Below are 17,147 nucleotides of genomic sequence, written 5' to 3' on the forward strand. Positions count from 1 at the left end.
CGCCGGCGTCGCCGACAAGGTCATACCCAGCGGAACAGGCGGGCGGCGAGGACCGCGCACAGCAGCGCGAACACCGACATCGACAGCAGCTGCACCGGCTCAGGGGCGCCGCCGGCCCAGGTGCTCCGCATCGCGTTGTACGTGGCGCCCATCGGCAGCGCGTCCGCGGCCCACTGCAGGAACGTGGGCAGGTGCTCCTTCGGTACCCAGACACCGCCAAGGGCGAGCATCGGGAAGAACACGGCCGAGCCGATCCCGCCGGCCGCCCGGCCGGTCGGTGCGAGCGCGGCGATCAGCAGGCCGATACAGAACAGCGACGCGGCGCCGAGGACGACCGAGATGACGAATCCGGCGGGGTTGCCCGGCGCCTCGACACCGAGCACCGCGATACCGATGCCCACGATCAGCAGCACCACGACGAGCGCGGCCGCCACGTTCACCAGCAGTTGCGCCGTGAGCAGGAGGCGGGGCGAGGCCGGGCTCGCCGACAGGCGGCGCAGCACGCCCTTCTCGCGGTAGGTCGCGATGGCGGTGGGAAAGATCGTCACCGCGAGCATGCCGAGCAGGATGGCGACGGCAAGCGGGGCGATCAGGTTCGCCAGCAGCGAGTTGCCGCCGAAGTCCGGACTCGGCTCGTTCGCGGACGGGATGAGGCCGAACACGACGAGCAGTGCCAGCGGAATGCCGAGCACGGTGATCGGCGCGCTCGGATCACGCAGGAAGAGTTTGGTTTCGACGATGGTCATCTTGCCGAGTGCGGACACGTTTTCCTCTCAGTCCAGTTTCCGGCCGGTGAGCGCCACGAAGGCGTCGTCGAGGTTGGCCTGGTCCACGCGCAGCTCACCCGCGATGACCTGCTTGCGTGCGAGCACGGACGTGACCGCGTGCAGCACGTTGCCGGTGCCGGTGACCACGATCCGGCCGCCCTGCCGCTCGACCGTGCGGACCTCGGGCAGATCGGCGAGCAGGTGATCCTCGATCGGTGCGGACGGGCGGAACCGGATCCGCTGCTCGTCGTCGACCCCGGCCACCAGCCCGGCCGGCGTGTCGACAGCGACCACGCGGCCGTCGTCGATCACGGCGAGCCGGTCGCAGAGCCGCTCCGCCTCCTCCATGGAGTGCGTGACCAGCAGGATCGTCACCCCTGAGTCACGGATTCCCTCGATCAGCTCCCACACGTCCCGGCGCGCCTGCGGATCGAGCCCGGTCGTGAGCTCGTCGAGCACGGCGACCTCGGGATCGCCGATCAGCGACAGGGCGATCGAGAGCCGCTGCTGCTGGCCGCCGGAGAGGTTCTTGAACGCCGTGCTCCGCTTCTCCGTGAGGCCGAGCCGTTCCAGCAGCTCCTCCGGATCGGCCGGGTCGCGGTAGAAAGACGCGTACAGGTCCAGCGCCTCGCCGACCTTGAGCCGTTCCGGCAGCCGGCTCGCCTGCAGCTGCGCGCCGAGCCGCTGCCGGAGCTCGGCGGTGTCGCGCCACGGGTTTAGCCCGAGTACCGAGACCGTGCCGCCCTCCGGCCTGCGCAGCCCTTCGACGCACTCGACGGTGGTCGTCTTACCCGCTCCGTTCGGGCCGAGAATCCCGAAGATCTCGCCGCGCTCGACCGTGAACGACACGTCGTCGACCGCGACCTTGTCCCCGTACCGCTTGCGCAGCCGGTGTACCTCGATGATCGGCATGCGGTGAGCATGGCGCGCCCGGGGGCGCGGGCGGATCGCCCCGGCGGCCCCGGTTCGGCTCCACCACCGGGGGCGCCCGCATCAACCGATCGGCGGATGGCGGCGCCAGTGCAGCTCCACACCGAGGGTGGACAGCCACGCCGCGAGGTCGTAGCCGTGCCGGGCGAGCGCGTCGAGCGTCAGGTAGGCCGTCTCCAGTGCTGCCCGCGCCCGCTGCCGGCTGAGCAGTCCCGCGCCGAGGGCCGCGAGCAGCTCGTCGGTGTCCAGCACGGTCACCCCGCGTCCGCCGTCCAGGACGAGGTCGAGGTAGAGGTCGGTGACGAGCCACCGGCCGCCGCCGTGGTCGTTGACGTCGACGACGTCGAGGTAGAAGTCCTGGTCGCGCTCGTGTCCCGGATTGAACCAGAAGTCCGTCACCCGCAGTCCCAGCTCCGGCAGCAGCCACGACTCGATGAAGTGGAACTGGGGGCGCCCGGGTGCCGGGCGCGCCATGTAGACGCCGAACGGCAGCACGCGGTACTCCTCGACCGGCCGGACGATCCCCTTCGGGTCCGTGTTGGTCTTCGCGGCGACGTCGAACATCTCCAGCTTCGGCGGGTGGACCGCTCCCTCGGTGCCAGTCATGCCGACCATCTTCCGGGTTAACAGCGAATCCGCGAATGTCACGCCCTACAGTGATCACGTGCCGGACGAAGACGCCGTCGTCGCAGACCACCTCGCCCAGATCGCCGGGGTCCTCAGCGAGCGTGCCAGCGAACTGACGGCCGACCTGGTCGAACTCTACGATCGGGAGCTACCGCACCTGGTGCACGACGACGAGAGCATGGTGAGCCTGCTCTCGGCGAGCGTCTACCAGAACATCGACACGGCGCTGCGGATCTTCCAGCACGGTATCGACCCCGCCCGGGTGGAGGCGCCCGCGGCGGCGATGGAGTACGCGCGGCGCCTGGCGCAGCGCGGCACGCCGGCCATCGACCTCATCCGGGCGTACTACCTCGGCCAGACCGCGATCCTCGACCACGCGCTCGACGAGGGCGCGCGGCGGATAGCGGAGCCGTCGCTGCTGGGCGTGACGATGCGTGCCGCGCTGACGACGACGTTCGTGTTCATCGACCGGGTCACCCAGCAGGTCGTGTCCGCCTACCAGGAGGAACGGGACCGGTGGCTGCTCAACCAGAGCGCCGTGCGGATCGCCCGCGTCCGCGCGCTCCTCGAGGACGACGTGGTCGACGTCGACGCGAACGAGGCCGCGGTGGGCTACCGGTTGCGCGGCAACCACGTCGGGATGATCGCCTGGTACTCGGCCGACGCGCACCCGCTGGACGCGCTGTCCCGGCTGGAGATGCTGGCCGGCCGGTTCGCCGACGAGCGGGCCGGCGGCACGAAGCCGCTGTTCGTGCCGCACGACGAGGTGTGCGCCTGGGTGTGGCTGCCCGTGTGCGACCCGGTGCTGCCGGACCGGGACCGGGTGCGGCAGGTGCTCGCCGACGCCGATCCCGGTGTGCGGCTCGCGTTCGGCGATCCCGGCACGGGTCTGGAAGGTTTCCGCCGCACGCACCGGCAGGCGCTGCGGGTCCAGGCGCTCGCGCTGGCCGCGGGCGAGCGCTGTGACCGCGCGCTGACCTTCCGTGACGTCGGTTCGATCGCGCTGATGACCTCGGACATGAACGCGGCGCGGATGTGGGTCGCGGATACGCTCGGCGAGCTCGCCGCCGACGACGAGCAGCACGCGCGGCTGCGGGACACGCTGCGTGTCTTCCTCGCCACCGGGGGCAGCTACACCGCCGCGGCCGCGCAACTGGTGATGCACAAGAACTCCGTGCAGTACCGCGTGCGCAAGGCGCAGGAGATGCTGGGGCGGCGGGTGGCGGACAACCGGCTGGACGTGGAGCTGGCTCTCAACGTGTGCCACCGGCTCGGTGCGGCCGTGCTGACCGGCCAGCAGACCCGGCGCGGCTGAGACTGGTCGCCGCGAGGGCGGACACTGGACAGTTTTTCGGTCCGGCGTACCAGTGTTGTCGTCGATCGTTGGTCGGCGAACACGAAGCGTTCGGGTTCCGTGCCACCTAATCTCCCTGTATGGGGTCCGCAATGCCTGAACCGGGTGACACGGTAGCCGTCGTTCGCTTGCGCCGAGGAGTCGTCGGCGAGACGAGAAGGGTGTGTCACGTGGTCCCCGTTCCGCCCGTGGAGGCCGTGCCCGAGTACCTGACCGCCCTGTGCGGTGCGGAGCTACAGCCGGGCGAGGCGGAGTTGCTGCCCGGGATCACCGGGATGCCGTGCGAGGTCTGCCTCGCCGTGGCCGCGCCGGCCGTACCGCGCTTCCTCAGCGCCGCAGGGTAGGCCGTTCCGGCTGCCCGTCCCGGAATGTCGGTGGGGGCGCCTACCCTGGATGACGTGGCTTTCGCAACCGAGCACCCCGTGCTGGCGCACTCCGAGTTCCGGCCCGTATCCGACGTCCCTCGCGCGGGCGGGCGATTCAAGGTGGTCAGTGACTACCGGCCCGCCGGCGATCAGCCCGCCGCGATCGACGAGCTGCAGCGCAGGCTCGAGGCGGGTGAGCCGGACGTCGTCCTGCTCGGTGCCACCGGTACCGGCAAGTCGGCGACCACGGCGTGGTTGATCGAGCGGGTGCAGCGGCCGACGCTGGTGATGGCGCCGAACAAGACGCTGGCCGCGCAACTCGCCAACGAGCTGCGTGACCTGTTCCCGGAGAACGCGGTCGAGTACTTCGTCAGCTACTACGACTACTACCAGCCCGAGGCGTACGTCCCGCAGACCGACACCTACATCGAGAAGGACTCGTCGGTCAACGACGACGTGGAACGGCTGCGGCACTCCGCGACGATGAACCTGCTGTCGCGGCGCGACGTCATCGTGGTCGCCAGCGTGTCGTGCATCTACGGCCTCGGCACGCCGCAGTCCTACCTCGACCGGTCGGCCAGGCTGGCCGTCGGCGACGAGGTCGACCGGGACGGGTTCCTGCGCGCGCTGGTCGACGTGCAGTACGCGCGCAACGACCTGGCGTTCGCCCGCGGCACGTTCCGCGTGCGCGGCGACACGGTGGAGATCATCCCCGCGTACGAGGAACTGGCCATCCGCGTGGAGTTCTTCGGCGACGAGATCGACAAGCTGTACTACCTGCATCCGCTGACCGGCGACATCGTCCGCGAGGTCGACGACGTGCGGATCTTTCCGGCCACGCACTACGTTGCGGGTCCGGAGCGGATGGAGAAGGCCATCCACGACATCGAGGCCGAGCTCGAGGAGCAGCTCGCGCTGCTGGAGAAGCAGGGCAAGCTGCTCGAGGCCCAGCGGCTGCGGATGCGCACGTCCTACGACATCGAGATGATGCGGCAGGTCGGCTTCTGCTCGGGCATCGAGAACTACTCCAGGCACGTCGACGGGCGCCCCACCGGTTCGGCGCCCGCGACGCTGATCGACTACTTCCCCGAGGACTTCCTGCTGGTCATCGATGAGTCGCACGTGACGGTGCCGCAGATCGGTGGCATGTACGAGGGCGACGCCTCCCGCAAGCGCACGCTGGTGGAGCACGGTTTCCGGCTACCGAGCGCACTCGACAACCGGCCGCTGACCTGGGAGGAGTTCTCCGACCGGATCGGCCAGACCGTGTACCTCTCCGCCACGCCGGGCCCGTACGAGATGGGTCAGGCCGGTGGTGAGTTCGTCGAGCAGATCATCCGCCCGACCGGCCTCGTCGACCCCGAGGTGGTCGTGAAGCCCACCGAGGGGCAGATCGACGACCTGGTCCACGAGATCCGGACGCGCGCGGAGAAGGACGAGCGCGTGCTGGTCACCACGCTGACCAAGAAGATGGCGGAGGACCTCACCGACTACCTGCTCGAGCTCGGGATCCGGGTGCGTTACCTGCACTCGGAGGTGGACACCCTCCGGCGGGTGGAGCTGCTGAGGCAGCTGCGCTCGGGTGATTTCGACGTCCTGATCGGCATCAACCTGCTGCGGGAGGGCCTCGACCTGCCCGAGGTCTCGCTGGTCGCGATCCTCGACGCCGACAAGGAGGGCTTCCTGCGCAGCGGAACCTCGCTGATCCAGACGATCGGCCGCGCGGCGCGGAACGTGTCCGGCCAGGTACACATGTACGCGGACCGGATCACCGACTCGATGCAGCACGCGATCGACGAGACGAACCGCAGGCGGGCCAAGCAGATCGAGTACAACACCGAGCGCGGTCTCGATCCGCAGCCGTTGCGCAAGAAGATCGCCGACATCCTGGACCGGGTCTACACCGAGGCGGACGACTCCGAGCAGGGGGTCGCCGTCGGCGGTTCCGGCCGCAACGCCTCCCGCGGGAAGAAGCCCGAACAGGGCGACCGGGTCCGTAGCTCGGGCGTGCTGGTGGACAAGAACGTCAGCTCCATGCCTCGCGCGGAGCTGGCCGACCTCATCCAGCAGATGACCGAGCAGATGATGCAGGCGGCACGTGACCTGCAGTTCGAGCTGGCGGCGCGGCTGCGGGACGAGATTGCGGACCTGAAGAAGGAGCTGCGCGGCATGGATGCCGCCGGGGTGAAGTAGGTTGCCCGCCCGCACGCCCGCGGGGCGACGGACCTGTGCGCGGTAGCCGGCGATGGGGTGCGCGAGTCCGGGAGGTCCACCATGGCCACGCTGATCTATTCGATGATCGCGTCCCTCGACGGCTACGTCGAGGACGAGAGCGGCGACTTCGGCTGGGCGGTGCCGGACGAGGAGGTGCACACCTTCATCAACGAGCTCGAGCGGCCGATCGGCACCTATCTCTACGGGCGCCGGATGTACGAGATGATGGCCGGCTGGGAGACCGATGAGGCCGTCGCCGGCCGGTCACCGGTCGCGAAGGACTTCGCGCGGATCTGGCAGGCGACCGAGAAGATCGTGTACTCCTCCACCTGGAGGCGGCTCCCACCGCCAGGACCCGGATCGAACGGAACTTCGACGCCGAAGCGGTCGGGCGGTGGAAAGCGGCCGCCGAGCGGACGTCACGGTGTCCGGGCCCGGCCTGGCCGCTGAGGCGTTCAAGGCCGGGCTGGTCGACGAATGCCGGCTGTTCGTCGTGCCCATGGTGCTGGGCGGTGGCAAGCGTGCGCTGCCCGGGAGTGTCCGGCTGAAGCTCGACCTGCTGGCGGAGCGCCGCTTCGGCAACAGCATGGTGTACCTGCGCTACCGCGGCGCCGGGGCATGACCGGATGGCGCTGCCAGGTCCGCGGATCGTCAACCAGGGCGAAGCACCGATCGGACGTAGGCGTCGACCGAGGCCAGGGTCTCCGGCGCCGTCCAAAGCTGCTCGACCCTGAGGTCGTCGGCGGCACGTTGCTCCCCGATCCGCTCGTTGAACGGCCGGTGGATCTGGTTCTTGGTGTGCGCGAACACGGCGGCCGGGACCGCACCGAGGGCGCGGGCGCGTTCCAGGGCGCCCGGCAGGACCGCGGCCCCGTCCGCCGCCTCGCTGCCCAGACCGAGGACGACGGCCTCGGTCGCGGGATATGTCCGGGCGCCGAAGGTCAGCTCGGGCAGGATCCGGGAACCGTACGCGCAGCGCAGGATCTCCAGCGCCACGACAGGGAAGGGCACCCCGACGAGCAGTTCCGTCCAGCCGAAGCGGCCGTGCCCGGCGTGCAGGACCCGCTGATCGCAGGCGGCGGCGAGCACGGCGCCACCCGCGACCGCGTGGCCGTTGACGGCCGCCACCACCGGGCGCGGGAAGTCGAACAGCGCCAGGAACGCGTCGGACAGCGCGGGCAGGAACTCGCGGACGTACGCGGCACCGCCGTCGCGAATCCGGAGCAGGTCCACCCCGGCGGAGAACACGCCGCCGCTGCCGGTCAGCACCACCGCTCGGTATCCGGCACCCTCAGCCTCGTCCAGCCGCGTGACGAGTTCCCGGCACAGCTCGGTGTCGAGTGCGTTCGCCTTTCCGTGCTCCAGGCGCAGGACCGCCACGTCCCCTGCCGGTTCCAGGTGGATCGAAGGCATCGGCGCTCCCCGGGTCAGCTCGTGATGTCCTTGGTGGCGAAGCGCCGGGCCGCGAGCAGACCGAAGACGGTGCCGTAGAGGATCGCCGACAGCGCGCCGTTGGCGATGTTCGTCCAGTCGACATCGGTCGCGATCAGATCCATCCAGGCGAACGAGAAGTGCGTCGGCAGGAAGTCGCGCAGATCGCCCAGCGCGGTGATCTGGTCGAGGATCTGCGACACGATCGCCACCAGCACCGCGCCGCCGACCGCGCCGAGCGGCGCGTCGGTCGACACGCTGAGCAGCAGCGCGAGCCCGGCCACCCAGGCCAGCTGGATCGCGATGAAGCACGTGCCGAGCGCGATCGCGACCAGGCTGCGGCCGAACGACACCGAATCGCCCGTCGGGCTGATCGCGTCGCCCGCGCCGTACCAGACGACGCCGACGAGCAGCGCCACCAGCGGCAGCACCGCCAGGGTGAGCATCGACAGCAGGGCCGAGGCGATCGCCTTCTGCCGCAGCACGCGGTGCCGTGGCACCGGGATCGCGAGCAGGTACTTCAGGCTCGACCAGGACGCCTCGCTGGCGATCGTGTCACCGAAGTACAGCGCGACGATCATCGGCAGCAGGAAGGACCCCGACACGAACATCGCCAGCACCACGAAGTTCGGCGCGCTCGCCGTGGCCAGGTCGACGAAGCCGCCGGAGCGGCGGTTCGGGTTCGCGTCGCCGATCTCGAAGGCGAGCACCAGGATGAACGGCAGCAGCGCGACGAGCACCAGCAGCAGCTGTGTCCGCCTGCGGCGGAGCTGCCTGCGCAGCTCGACCCCCAGCCGCAGTGTCCGGTCCGCACGGTACCCGGCGACGGCACCGTCGGCACCGCTCTCCGTGGTCTCCCTGCTGGCCGCGTTGGTCAGCTCGTCGAGCGCAGCCGGGTCCGTGTGCACACCGTGATCGATGTGCGGGTTCTCCTCGGACACGTTGCTCATGTGCCCTCACCTTCCCCGACCAGTTGCAGGAACGCGTCCTCCAGCCGCCGCCGCGGCCCGGCCTGTTCCACCGACACCCCGGCGCCGACCAGCGCGGCGACGGCCCGCGAGCGGGGCAGCCCGTCGAGGTCGGCGTGCACGAGCTGGCCCTCGACGTCCACACCGGACACCCCGCTGACGGCCCGCAGCGTCTCGGCGGCGACCTCCGGCCGGTCGACCCGGAACGTGGCTTCTCCGCCCGCAGCGGCGATCTCCTGAACCTCGCCCGCCGCGACCAGGCGGCCGCGGTGCATCACGACCACGTGCGTACAGGTCTGCTCCACCTCGGCGAGCAGGTGGCTGGACACCAGGACGGTGCGGCCGGTCGCCGCATAGCGCCGGAGCACCTCGCGCATCTGGTGGATCTGCGGCGGGTCGAGCCCGTTGGTCGGCTCGTCGAGCACGAGCAGCTCAGGCAGGCCGAGCATGGCCTGCGCGATCGCGAGCCGCTGCCGCATGCCCTGGCTGTAGGTGCGCACCTTGCGGTGCACGGCATCGCCGAGCCCGGCGATCTCCAGTGCCTCGGCGAGATGCGCCTTGTCCCACGGCCTGCCGGTGGCCGCCCAGTACAGCCGCAGGTTCGCCTCGCCGGACAGGTGCGGCAGGAAGCCCGAGCCCTCCACGAACGAGCCGATACGGGACAGTACCGGCGCGCCCGGCGTCACCCGGTAGCCGAACACCCTGATCTCGCCCGCGGTGGGCGTGATCAGGCCCATCAGCATCCGCAGGGTCGTCGTCTTGCCCGCGCCGTTCGGGCCGAGCAGCCCGAGCACCTGGCCTGGTTCGACCCGGAAGGACAGGTCGTCCACCGCGGTGAGCCCGCCCGGGTACCGCTTCGTGAGTCCCTCGATCACCAGCGGGGTGCCGGCAAGCTCGGTGTCCACCTGGTGCGACCTGCGGCGCCGCAGGCCCGCGACGACTGCGACGGCCAGAGCGGCGGCGAGCGCGCCGCCGATACCGAGCAGCTGGCCCAGCGGCCAGCCGGAGGCGACCGCGTTGCCCGGCACCAGCGGCACGGCCAGCCGGCCGTCACCGGCGAGGGACACCTGGTATGCCGCGGGCTGCCGTGGTGTCTCGTAGCCCTGGTCGGTGGTGCCGACGACGAGCTGGAGCCGGTGCCCGGCCTCGATCGGCCGGACGATGCCCGGCAGCGTCACGGTGACCTCGGCCGGGGAGCCGTCGGCGGGCAGCGAGGGGATGCGGATGGGCGCGACGGCACTGCCCGGCAGCGTGCGGCTGCCGTCCGGGCTCACGTCGTAGAGCTTCGCGAACAACACTGCCCCGGAGTCCGGCACCTCGCCCTCGGTGGCGGCCACCCGGAGCCGTACGCGCGGCGCCCCGGTGACCAGCAGCTGGGAGCTGACCGGTTCCGAGGCGAACGTCGCGGACTGCCCAGGTGGGTCGATCGTGAACAGGCCGGAAAGGCGCGAGGAGTTGGCGACGACACCGTTGAGTCCAGGCAGGCCGCTCACCGCGGCGGGAACGCCACCCGGCGGGTTGACGATCGGCTGCTCCGGCCCGCTCAGCGAGACCTGCCTGCGCTCGGTGCTCCCGGAGCCGAGGCCGGGATAGGCAGGCGCCTGGACCTCGCGCACGGACGGTGCGCCGTTCGTGCGCAGCGCGCCCTGTACCTGGTAGGTGAAGCCGGTGCCGGGGTCGGTGCCCTCGCCGGTGAGATGGAACTCGAGGAAGTCGGCGATCGTGGAGCGCAGCTGCTCTCCCGGCGCGCCGCCGTCGTGGCCGCCGGTGTACCAGATGGTCTTGACGGTGCCACCGGCCTCGGTGATCTGGCGGGCGGTTGCGTCGGACTGGTCGAGCCCGAACAGGGTGTCGTTCTCGCCCTGTACCAGCAGTGTCGGTGCGGTGATGTCGTCGGTGACCGTCGCGGGGGAGACCCGCTTCAGCAGGTCGACCGTCTCCGGGTTCGCGCGCCCGTCCACCGCGACGTCCGTGTAGGCCCGGCAGACCTGCTGCGTGAACCGCCCGCACGGGTCGGCGCCGGGGACGGGGGTGTCCGGCTGCCCGGGCGATCCCTGAGCGGCCGCGGACCCGCCCTGGCCGGTCTCCGTGCCGCTCTCGTCCGGCTCGTCGCCCGGCTCGATCGCCTCCTGCCCAGCGCCCGCCTCCGACGGCAGTCCCGATCCGGCGGAGAACAGCAGGCCCGCCCAGCCGCTCTTGAAGACGCCGTCCGGGGCGAACGCCCCGGCGGCGGGCGTGTCCGCCTCGATGGATCCCGTGGTGGCGGAGTTGGGCAGCAGCCCCTGCGCGAGGTCGTTGTAGGTCATCGTGGGAGCGATCGCGTCGACCCGCTCGTCGGTACCGGCGAGCAGCAGCGCGAGCGCGCCGCCGTAGGACGCGCCGGTGACACCGACCCGCGGGTCGCCGTCACCGTCCTGGAGGACCTCGGGCTGGCGGGCGAGGTAGTCGAGCAGCCGGGCGGCGTCCGCCACCTCGTAGTCGGGGTCGTTGAGGGCGATCCGGCCCGTGCTGTGGCCGAAGCCGCGCGCCGAGTAGGTCAGCACCACGAACCCGCGCTCGGCCAGCTCGGTGGCCTGTCCCTCGACACTGGTCTTGCTCCCGCCGAAACCGTGCGGGAGCAGGACCGCAGGAGCGGGTGTCGCCTCCGGCGTGTAGAGCGTGACGTCGAGTTGCACGCGCTGGGCCGAGCCCGGTGCCGCGGCGACGTCCACCGTCGCCTCCTGGGTGTCGAACGCGGGCGGCTCCTCACCGCCGCGGAACCAGACGATGCCGGCGGCCAGCACGGCGATCGCGGCGGCCAGCGCCGCCAGGCGCGCGCGGCGGGCACGGGGAAACGGGAGTCGGGGCACGATGCTCACCGTATGGGACGTTTGCTGAGAGTCGTCCGCGGGCATCCGGCAGTAAGGAGCAGGTTGCCCGCTGTGACGCACGTTACGCGTGCGGTGCGGTGACGAAGGCGATCATGGCTGGCATTCGCGACGGTGAACCGCGAAGATGGAGGAGTTGTGGAGGGGAGTATTCCTTCGCGGCGGTGTCGTCAACACGGCTGTCCTCAGTGGCACCCGGCGCCGTCGGCCGGCGTGCCCGGTGGGAGAGACCTCCGGTAGTGGCACCTTTCCACCAACCGGAGGTTCAATTCTATGACCGTGCCGTTCTGGCTGTGGCTCGCGACGCTCGGGGGCCTGCTCACGCTCATCGCGATCGACCTGGTGATCGTCGACCGCAAGCCGCACCAGGTCTCCACCGGTGAGGCCGCGCGCTGGGTCATCTTCTACATCTCGTGCGCGATCGTCTTCGGTGCCGGTGTCTGGTACTTCGGCGGGCACGACCCCGGCGTGGAGTTCTTCACCGGTTACATCACCGAGTACTCCCTTTCGGTCGATAACCTGTTCATCTTCATGGTCATCATGTCGTCGTTCCGGGTGCCGGCCATCCATCAGCACCGGGTCCTGCTGATCGGCATCCTGCTCGCCCTGGTGATGCGCGGTGCGTTCATCGCGGTCGGCGCGGCGCTCATCGCGAACTTCGTGTGGGTCTTCTTCCTCTTCGGCGCAATCCTCGTGTGGACGGCGGTCAGCATGGTCCGCGGCAACGACGACCACGAGGAGTACCACGAGAACATCCTGACCCGCTGGGTTCGCAAGATCTTTCCGGTCACCGACGACTACGTCGGCCACAAGATGCTCGTCAAGCGGGACGGCAAGCGCTGGATCACCCCGATGTTCGTGGTCATCGTGGCCATCGGCAGTGCCGACCTGCTGTTCGCCGTGGACTCCATTCCGGCGATCTTCGGCATCACCCAGGACGCCTACCTGGTGTTCACCGCCAACGCGTTCGCACTGATGGGCCTGCGGCAGCTGTACTTCCTGCTCGGCGGTCTCGTCACGAAGCTCGTCTACCTGTCCTACGGACTCGCGATCATCCTGGGCTTCATCGGTGCGAAGCTGTTCCTGCACGCGCTGCACGAGTACCACGTGACGCCCGCCTGGCTGGAGATCAACAACTGGATGTCGCTCGGTGTCATCGTCACGGTGCTGACCGTCACCACGATCGCCAGTCTGGCGAAGTCGAGGCGGGATCCCGACGCGGTCGGCAAGATCGAGCTTCAGCCGGCCGCTCCCGGCGAGGGCTCGCACGACGAGAAGTAGGTCAGGCCGTTAGGTGAGCTAACAATCCGGTAGCGTCGGGACCATGCGTCCTGCCGAGATCGAACTGCTCGCCACCCCGGGCACGCCTGCCCTGCGGGGAGACCTGCTGCTGGTCGCCGTCTCCCGGCCCGACCTGGCCGCCGACTCCTACCGGAGCACGCTGCGCCGGGTCGAGCCGGGCGGCGACACCCCGTGGACCCACGGAGAGCGTGACTCCTCGCCCGTCATCTCCCCGGACGGCCGCTGGGTCGCGTTCCTGCGCGCCACCGGTCGCTCCGGCCCGCTCGGCCGGCCGCAACTGCACGTGATGCCCGCGGCGGGCGGCGAGCCACGCCGCCTGACCGAACTGCCGCTCGGGATGGACGCACCGGTATGGGCGCCCGACTCGCGGCGCGTGGCGTTCACCGCTCGCGTGCCGGAGCCGGGGCGCTACGGCACCGCCGAGGACGTCGACGGCGCCGTACCCGAGCCGGAGGCGGAGCGGCCCCGCCGGATCACCCGCTACGACTACCTGCTCGACGACGTGGGCTACCTCCGGGACCGGCCGAAACGGCTGTTCGTGCTCGACGTGCTCGCCGGGCTCGCGGCGGAAACCCCGCTCGATCCCGCGCCGCTGACCGACGGCGCGGCCGATGTCGCCGGCCCGGCGTGGGCGCCGGGGGGCGACTTCGTGCTCGTGGCCGCCCCGCGCGACTGGGACCGCGCGGAGACGCTTCACCAGGACCTCTACGCCGTTGCGGCGGAGGGTGGCGAACCTGTTCTGGCCGTGCGGGCGACCGGGGTGGTTGCCGAGCCGGTGTTCGCCGCGGACGGCACGGTGTTCTACTACGGCACCGAGTTCGAGGGCTTCGCCGAGGAGGCCCGAAACACCGGGCTGTGGGCGGCGGCGCTGACCACCGACGGCACGCCCGCGGTGCCGCGCAGGCTGACCGACACCGAGTCCGTCGACTGCGCGGTCGCGGCGGGCGCACCGGTGCCGTTCGAGGACCGGGTGCTGGTCGTGGTGCGTCACCGCGGTGCCGCCGAACTGCGGTCGGTGCCACGCGACGGCGACCGGGCGCCGCTGGCGGAGCTGCCGCGGCTCGCCGGCCGCAATGCCGCGGTGCGCGGGTTCGCCGCGGACGGGGACACCGTCGCGGTGGTGCTGACCGGGCCTGCCGACACAGGCGAGGTGGTACTCGTCGCGCCGGGGGAGGCGCGCACGCTCACGGATCTCTCGGCGCCGCTGCGGGAAGCCGGTGTCCGCCCGGCCGAGGAGCTGACCACGACGGCGGCCGACGGCTATCCGGTGCACGGCTGGGTGGTGCTGCCCGAAGGCGAGGGCCCGCATCCGGTGCTGCTCCTGGTGCACGGCGGCCCGTTCGCGCCGTACGAGTGGAGCTTCTTCGACGAGGCGCAGGTGTACGCCTCCGCGGGCTACGCGGTGGTGCTGGCCAACCCGCGCGGCTCCGCGGGATACGGCGAGCGGCACGGCCGCGCGGTCGTCGGCCGGCTCGGCACCGTCGACGCCGACGACCTGCTGGCACTGCTCGACATCGTGCTGGAGCGGTCCGATATGGACGGTGAGCGCGTCGGCGTGATGGGCGGGTCCTACGGTGGGTTCATGACCGGCTGGCTGGCCGCCCACCACGGGGACCGGTTTCGTGCGGCGTGGAGCGAGCGTGCGGTGAACGCCTGGGACTCGTTCGCCGGCACGTCCGACATCGGCTGGTGGTTCGCCGAGAGCTACGTGGGCGCGGACCCGGAGGAGCAGCGGCGGCGCAGCCCGCTGAGCTACGCCGACCGCATCCGCATGCCGTTCGCCGTGGTGCACTCGGAACACGACTGGCGCTGCCCGATCGAACAGGCGCAGCGGATGTTCGTCGCGCTGAAGAGGAACGGCGTGGACACCGAGATGCTGATCTTCCCGGGGGAGGGGCACGAGCTGACCCGCTCGGGCAGGCCGCGGCATCGCGTGCAGCGGTTCGGGGCGGTGCTCGACTGGTGGGCCCGCCACCTGCGCCCGGCTGAGGAAACCGGCTAGAGCCCGCTCGTGAGTGCGCACGCGAGTTAGAACCCTGCTCCGCACTCACGAGCGGTGACCTGCGGAAACGCGGCGTCGGGCCGCTAGTTCAGCAGCACGTAGTTGAGCTCCTCGCAGACACGGGTCAGCGGCACGTCCAGGCCAGGATGGTCGAGGGAGAGCAGGACGTCCGGCGCCGAAGGCAGGGCGGCGCCGGACGGCGGGTCCCACAGGCAGATCGCCGGTGCGCCGGAGTCCATCGACGAGCGGTACCAGATGCCGTCCAGATCACCGAAGGCGGAGCGGATGGCACGAGCCCAGGCCTGGGTGATTCTCTTGGGGCCGCTGGAGATCTCCTGCGAGGCGCCGACCCGCGTGGGCCAGAGCCCGGACAGGTCGAGCAGCCGCAGGGTGCGGGAAGGGCGCACCACGACCAGGTGAGGTCCTCGGGTCTTGCGGTCCACGATCGACGTCGTCTGGAACACCTCGGCCACACTGGTGCGCACCGACAACCCGAAGTAGAGCACCCCGTTGCGCGGATCGGTCACCGGCTTGCCGTCGCCACCGCGACGGGGTGCCTGGGGGTCGAACCGGCCGTGCGGCAGCGGCCCGGTGTAGCGGAAGGTGTTCCACTGCTGGGGGTGGTTGCCGCGCGCGGTGAAGATCCGCACGAGGCGGGTCCCCGGATGTACCGCGACGATGTCCTCGGTGCGGTTCAGCTCGTTGACCAGGACCGACCGTGCGGGCGGCAGAGGAAGCCGTGCCATGCAGCGTGACTAACCGTTCGTCGATCTCTTTCGTGGGTCAGGCCGGGGTGCCGAGCGTGGTCGCGACCTGCGCGACGAGTTCGGGGTCCCCGCCAGCCAGCAACCACTGCCGCGGGGTGGCCGGCTTGCCGTTGATCACGAGATCGGTCTGTGGCGTGCTCATGAATGCCGCCACCACGAGCGCGGGTTGGTCGTCCGGCACGGCGCGCAGGACGACGTCGAGGCCCGGTAGCACGCTGCTGGAGGTGAACTGCCACGCCGGAAGCCGCCAGCCGCCCTGGTCCTTCCACCCGGTGAGCCGGCGTTCCTTGAGGCGGTGCCGGATCCGGCTGTCGTCGACGCCGAGCCTGCGCGCGGCGTCCGACACGGTGAGCGCCGAGTCGGCGAACACGGCCTGCTCGGCGACGGTCCGCACCCGGTAGTCACGGTCGCCTTCGTCCTGCGGCGACAGGTCGAGGCCCACGTCTGCCAGCGCGGCGCGCTGGTCCGGGGAGAAGTAGTGTGACGGGTCGGGACTCGGCGGGGAGAGCCGGCGCGCCGCGTCCTCGACCAAGGCCAGGAACTCCGATGTGCTGGCGTTGAGCCCGGCCCGTGCCAGTACATCCTTCAGCGCGACAGTCATGCGCATAGAGTATCCCGGATGTGCGGGTTCGTGCGCTTTTCCGCGGAGAATGTGGCCGGATTCACCGAGATCGACACACACCGCACGTAATCAAACACTTTGCGTAGGCGATCCAACTCAGTTTCCTCCCGCCAGCTGGTCTTGTCCAGCCTGCGGGGTGAATTCCCGTTGTCGCGCGAGATCACGCGCGCCGTCCGGGATCCGTCACGCGGTGGCGAAGAAGGCGCTCGCCGTGGTGCCGGTGAGCTCCCGGCAGTCCCGGGAAAGGTGCGACTGGTCGGCGTAGCCGGCCTCCGCCGCGAGCGCGGCCAGGTTCGCCGCCCGCCCGGCGCGGTTTCGCGCCCGTTGCAGGCGGGCCACGCGGAGGTAGGTCGCCGGGCCGTAGCCGACGGCGACCGTGAACCGGCGGCGCAGCTGGCGTTCGCCGACGCCGAGCCCGGCGAGCGCATCCGAGACGCGCGCGGCACCGGCGTCCAGCCTGGCGACCAGCCGTTCGAGCTGCGGGTCGTCGCGTTCGGCCAGGCTGCCGGTCACCACCCCGGGCAGCGCCGCCGGGTCGCCCAGCAGCAAATCGGTGGCGATCCGGCCACGACGACCCCACAGGTCGCTCAGTGCGACCCGCCGGTCGGTCAGCTCATCGGCGGCCACACCGAGTGCGGCGGGTGCGTGTCCGGGGCGGAAGCGGATGCCGTGCACCAGCGTGCCGGCGCGCATCTCGGATCGCCACGGCCGGGTGTCCGGCCCGGCGACGAACACCTGGTCGCCAGCCACCATCAGGTCGAGGCAGCCGTCCGGCACGATGCGCTTCGCCTCGTCGGTCCGGGCCCACCACAGACAGCGGACGACGCCGCGCAGCCGGTGCGGCGGGGGCGCTTCGACGTACATGGGTCCATCCTGCCCGCAGGGTCCGACGGTTCGGTGCGCGCTTCGCCGGGCGCGGTCTACCGTGTGC

General features: G+C 70.9%; 16 protein-coding genes. 7 read left to right on the forward strand and 9 right to left on the reverse strand.

Going from position 1 to position 17,147, the window contains the following annotated elements:
* Positions 1–20 precede the first annotated feature (20 nt).
* The 3 genes from JAP66_RS26400 to JAP66_RS26410 all read right to left on the reverse strand — a co-directional run bounded on the left by JAP66_RS26400 (position 21) and on the right by JAP66_RS26410 (position 2,303).
* Complete coding sequence (locus tag JAP66_RS26400) at positions 21–746, reverse strand: ABC transporter permease (protein ID WP_199434544.1); 726 nt, start codon at positions 744–746, stop codon at positions 21–23.
* Between the two features lie 27 nt (positions 747–773).
* The gene (locus tag JAP66_RS26405) at positions 774–1,679 is read right to left on the reverse strand and encodes an ABC transporter ATP-binding protein (RefSeq protein ID WP_199434545.1); all 906 of its coding nucleotides are present in this window, start codon (positions 1,677–1,679) and stop codon (positions 774–776) included.
* 81 nt (positions 1,680–1,760) lie between these two features.
* A complete protein-coding gene (locus JAP66_RS26410; RefSeq protein WP_199434546.1) occupies positions 1,761–2,303 on the reverse strand; it encodes a ribonuclease FAU-1 family protein in 543 nt (180 codons plus the stop codon).
* A gap of 58 nt (positions 2,304–2,361) precedes the next feature.
* On the opposite strand from JAP66_RS26410, the gene JAP66_RS26415 reads away from it, so the two are divergent.
* The 5 genes from JAP66_RS26415 to JAP66_RS32445 all read left to right on the forward strand — a co-directional run bounded on the left by JAP66_RS26415 (position 2,362) and on the right by JAP66_RS32445 (position 6,879).
* Positions 2,362–3,639 carry a PucR family transcriptional regulator gene (locus JAP66_RS26415; RefSeq protein WP_307849722.1) on the forward strand — a complete coding sequence of 426 codons (1,278 nt, stop codon included), beginning with the start codon at positions 2,362–2,364 and terminating at the stop codon, positions 3,637–3,639.
* Between the two features lie 209 nt (positions 3,640–3,848).
* On the forward strand, positions 3,849–4,022 hold the full coding sequence (locus JAP66_RS26420) for a hypothetical protein (protein WP_307849723.1): 174 nt from the start codon (positions 3,849–3,851) through the stop codon (positions 4,020–4,022).
* Between the two features lie 54 nt (positions 4,023–4,076).
* Positions 4,077–6,236 carry an excinuclease ABC subunit UvrB gene (gene uvrB, locus JAP66_RS26425; RefSeq protein WP_307849724.1) on the forward strand — a complete coding sequence of 720 codons (2,160 nt, stop codon included), beginning with the start codon at positions 4,077–4,079 and terminating at the stop codon, positions 6,234–6,236.
* Between the two features lie 81 nt (positions 6,237–6,317).
* Positions 6,318–6,707, forward strand: a complete 390-nt coding sequence (locus JAP66_RS26430) for a dihydrofolate reductase family protein (RefSeq protein WP_235999501.1) — start codon at positions 6,318–6,320, stop codon at positions 6,705–6,707.
* On the forward strand, positions 6,682–6,879 hold the full coding sequence (locus tag JAP66_RS32445) for a dihydrofolate reductase family protein (protein WP_307849725.1): 198 nt from the start codon (positions 6,682–6,684) through the stop codon (positions 6,877–6,879). Before JAP66_RS26430 ends, JAP66_RS32445 begins: the two co-directional genes overlap by 26 nt.
* Before the next feature lie 29 nt (positions 6,880–6,908).
* Here JAP66_RS32445 and JAP66_RS26435 read toward each other — a convergent pair whose 3' ends face one another.
* The 3 genes from JAP66_RS26435 to JAP66_RS26445 are packed head-to-tail and all read right to left on the reverse strand — an operon-like array spanning position 6,909 to position 11,550.
* Positions 6,909–7,670 carry an enoyl-CoA hydratase/isomerase family protein gene (locus JAP66_RS26435; RefSeq protein WP_199434549.1) on the reverse strand — a complete coding sequence of 254 codons (762 nt, stop codon included), beginning with the start codon at positions 7,668–7,670 and terminating at the stop codon, positions 6,909–6,911.
* Between the two features lie 14 nt (positions 7,671–7,684).
* Positions 7,685–8,638 (reverse strand): ABC transporter permease, encoded by a 954-nt coding sequence (locus JAP66_RS26440; RefSeq protein ID WP_199434550.1) that lies wholly within the window; start codon positions 8,636–8,638, stop codon positions 7,685–7,687.
* Positions 8,635–11,550 (reverse strand): alpha/beta fold hydrolase, encoded by a 2,916-nt coding sequence (locus tag JAP66_RS26445; protein WP_199434551.1) that lies wholly within the window; start codon positions 11,548–11,550, stop codon positions 8,635–8,637. The genes JAP66_RS26440 and JAP66_RS26445 overlap by 4 nt, the downstream gene beginning before the upstream one ends.
* 246 nt (positions 11,551–11,796) lie before the next feature.
* Between JAP66_RS26445 and JAP66_RS26450 the strand changes: the two genes are divergently transcribed.
* Together JAP66_RS26450 and JAP66_RS26455 are read left to right on the forward strand one after the other, a co-directional pair.
* Positions 11,797–12,804: a TerC family protein gene (locus JAP66_RS26450; protein WP_199434552.1), complete on the forward strand. Its 1,008-nt coding sequence runs from the start codon at positions 11,797–11,799 to the stop codon at positions 12,802–12,804.
* A 43-nt stretch (positions 12,805–12,847) separates the two neighbouring features.
* Positions 12,848–14,827: a S9 family peptidase gene (locus JAP66_RS26455; RefSeq protein ID WP_199434553.1), complete on the forward strand. Its 1,980-nt coding sequence runs from the start codon at positions 12,848–12,850 to the stop codon at positions 14,825–14,827.
* 83 nt (positions 14,828–14,910) lie between these two features.
* Here JAP66_RS26455 and JAP66_RS26460 read toward each other — a convergent pair whose 3' ends face one another.
* The 3 genes from JAP66_RS26460 to JAP66_RS26470 all read right to left on the reverse strand — a co-directional run bounded on the left by JAP66_RS26460 (position 14,911) and on the right by JAP66_RS26470 (position 17,080).
* Positions 14,911–15,573, reverse strand: a complete 663-nt coding sequence (locus tag JAP66_RS26460) for an RES family NAD+ phosphorylase (protein WP_199434554.1) — start codon at positions 15,571–15,573, stop codon at positions 14,911–14,913.
* 37 nt (positions 15,574–15,610) lie between these two features.
* Complete coding sequence (locus JAP66_RS26465; RefSeq protein WP_199434555.1) at positions 15,611–16,195, reverse strand: MerR family transcriptional regulator; 585 nt, start codon at positions 16,193–16,195, stop codon at positions 15,611–15,613.
* Positions 16,196–16,399: 204 nt separating this feature from the next.
* Positions 16,400–17,080 carry a DUF6597 domain-containing transcriptional factor gene (locus JAP66_RS26470; protein WP_199434556.1) on the reverse strand — a complete coding sequence of 227 codons (681 nt, stop codon included), beginning with the start codon at positions 17,078–17,080 and terminating at the stop codon, positions 16,400–16,402.
* Positions 17,081–17,147 lie beyond the last annotated feature (67 nt).

It is taken from the genome of Qaidamihabitans albus (assembly GCF_016464705.1).
GTDB lineage: Bacteria > Actinomycetota > Actinomycetes > Mycobacteriales > Pseudonocardiaceae > Qaidamihabitans > Qaidamihabitans albus.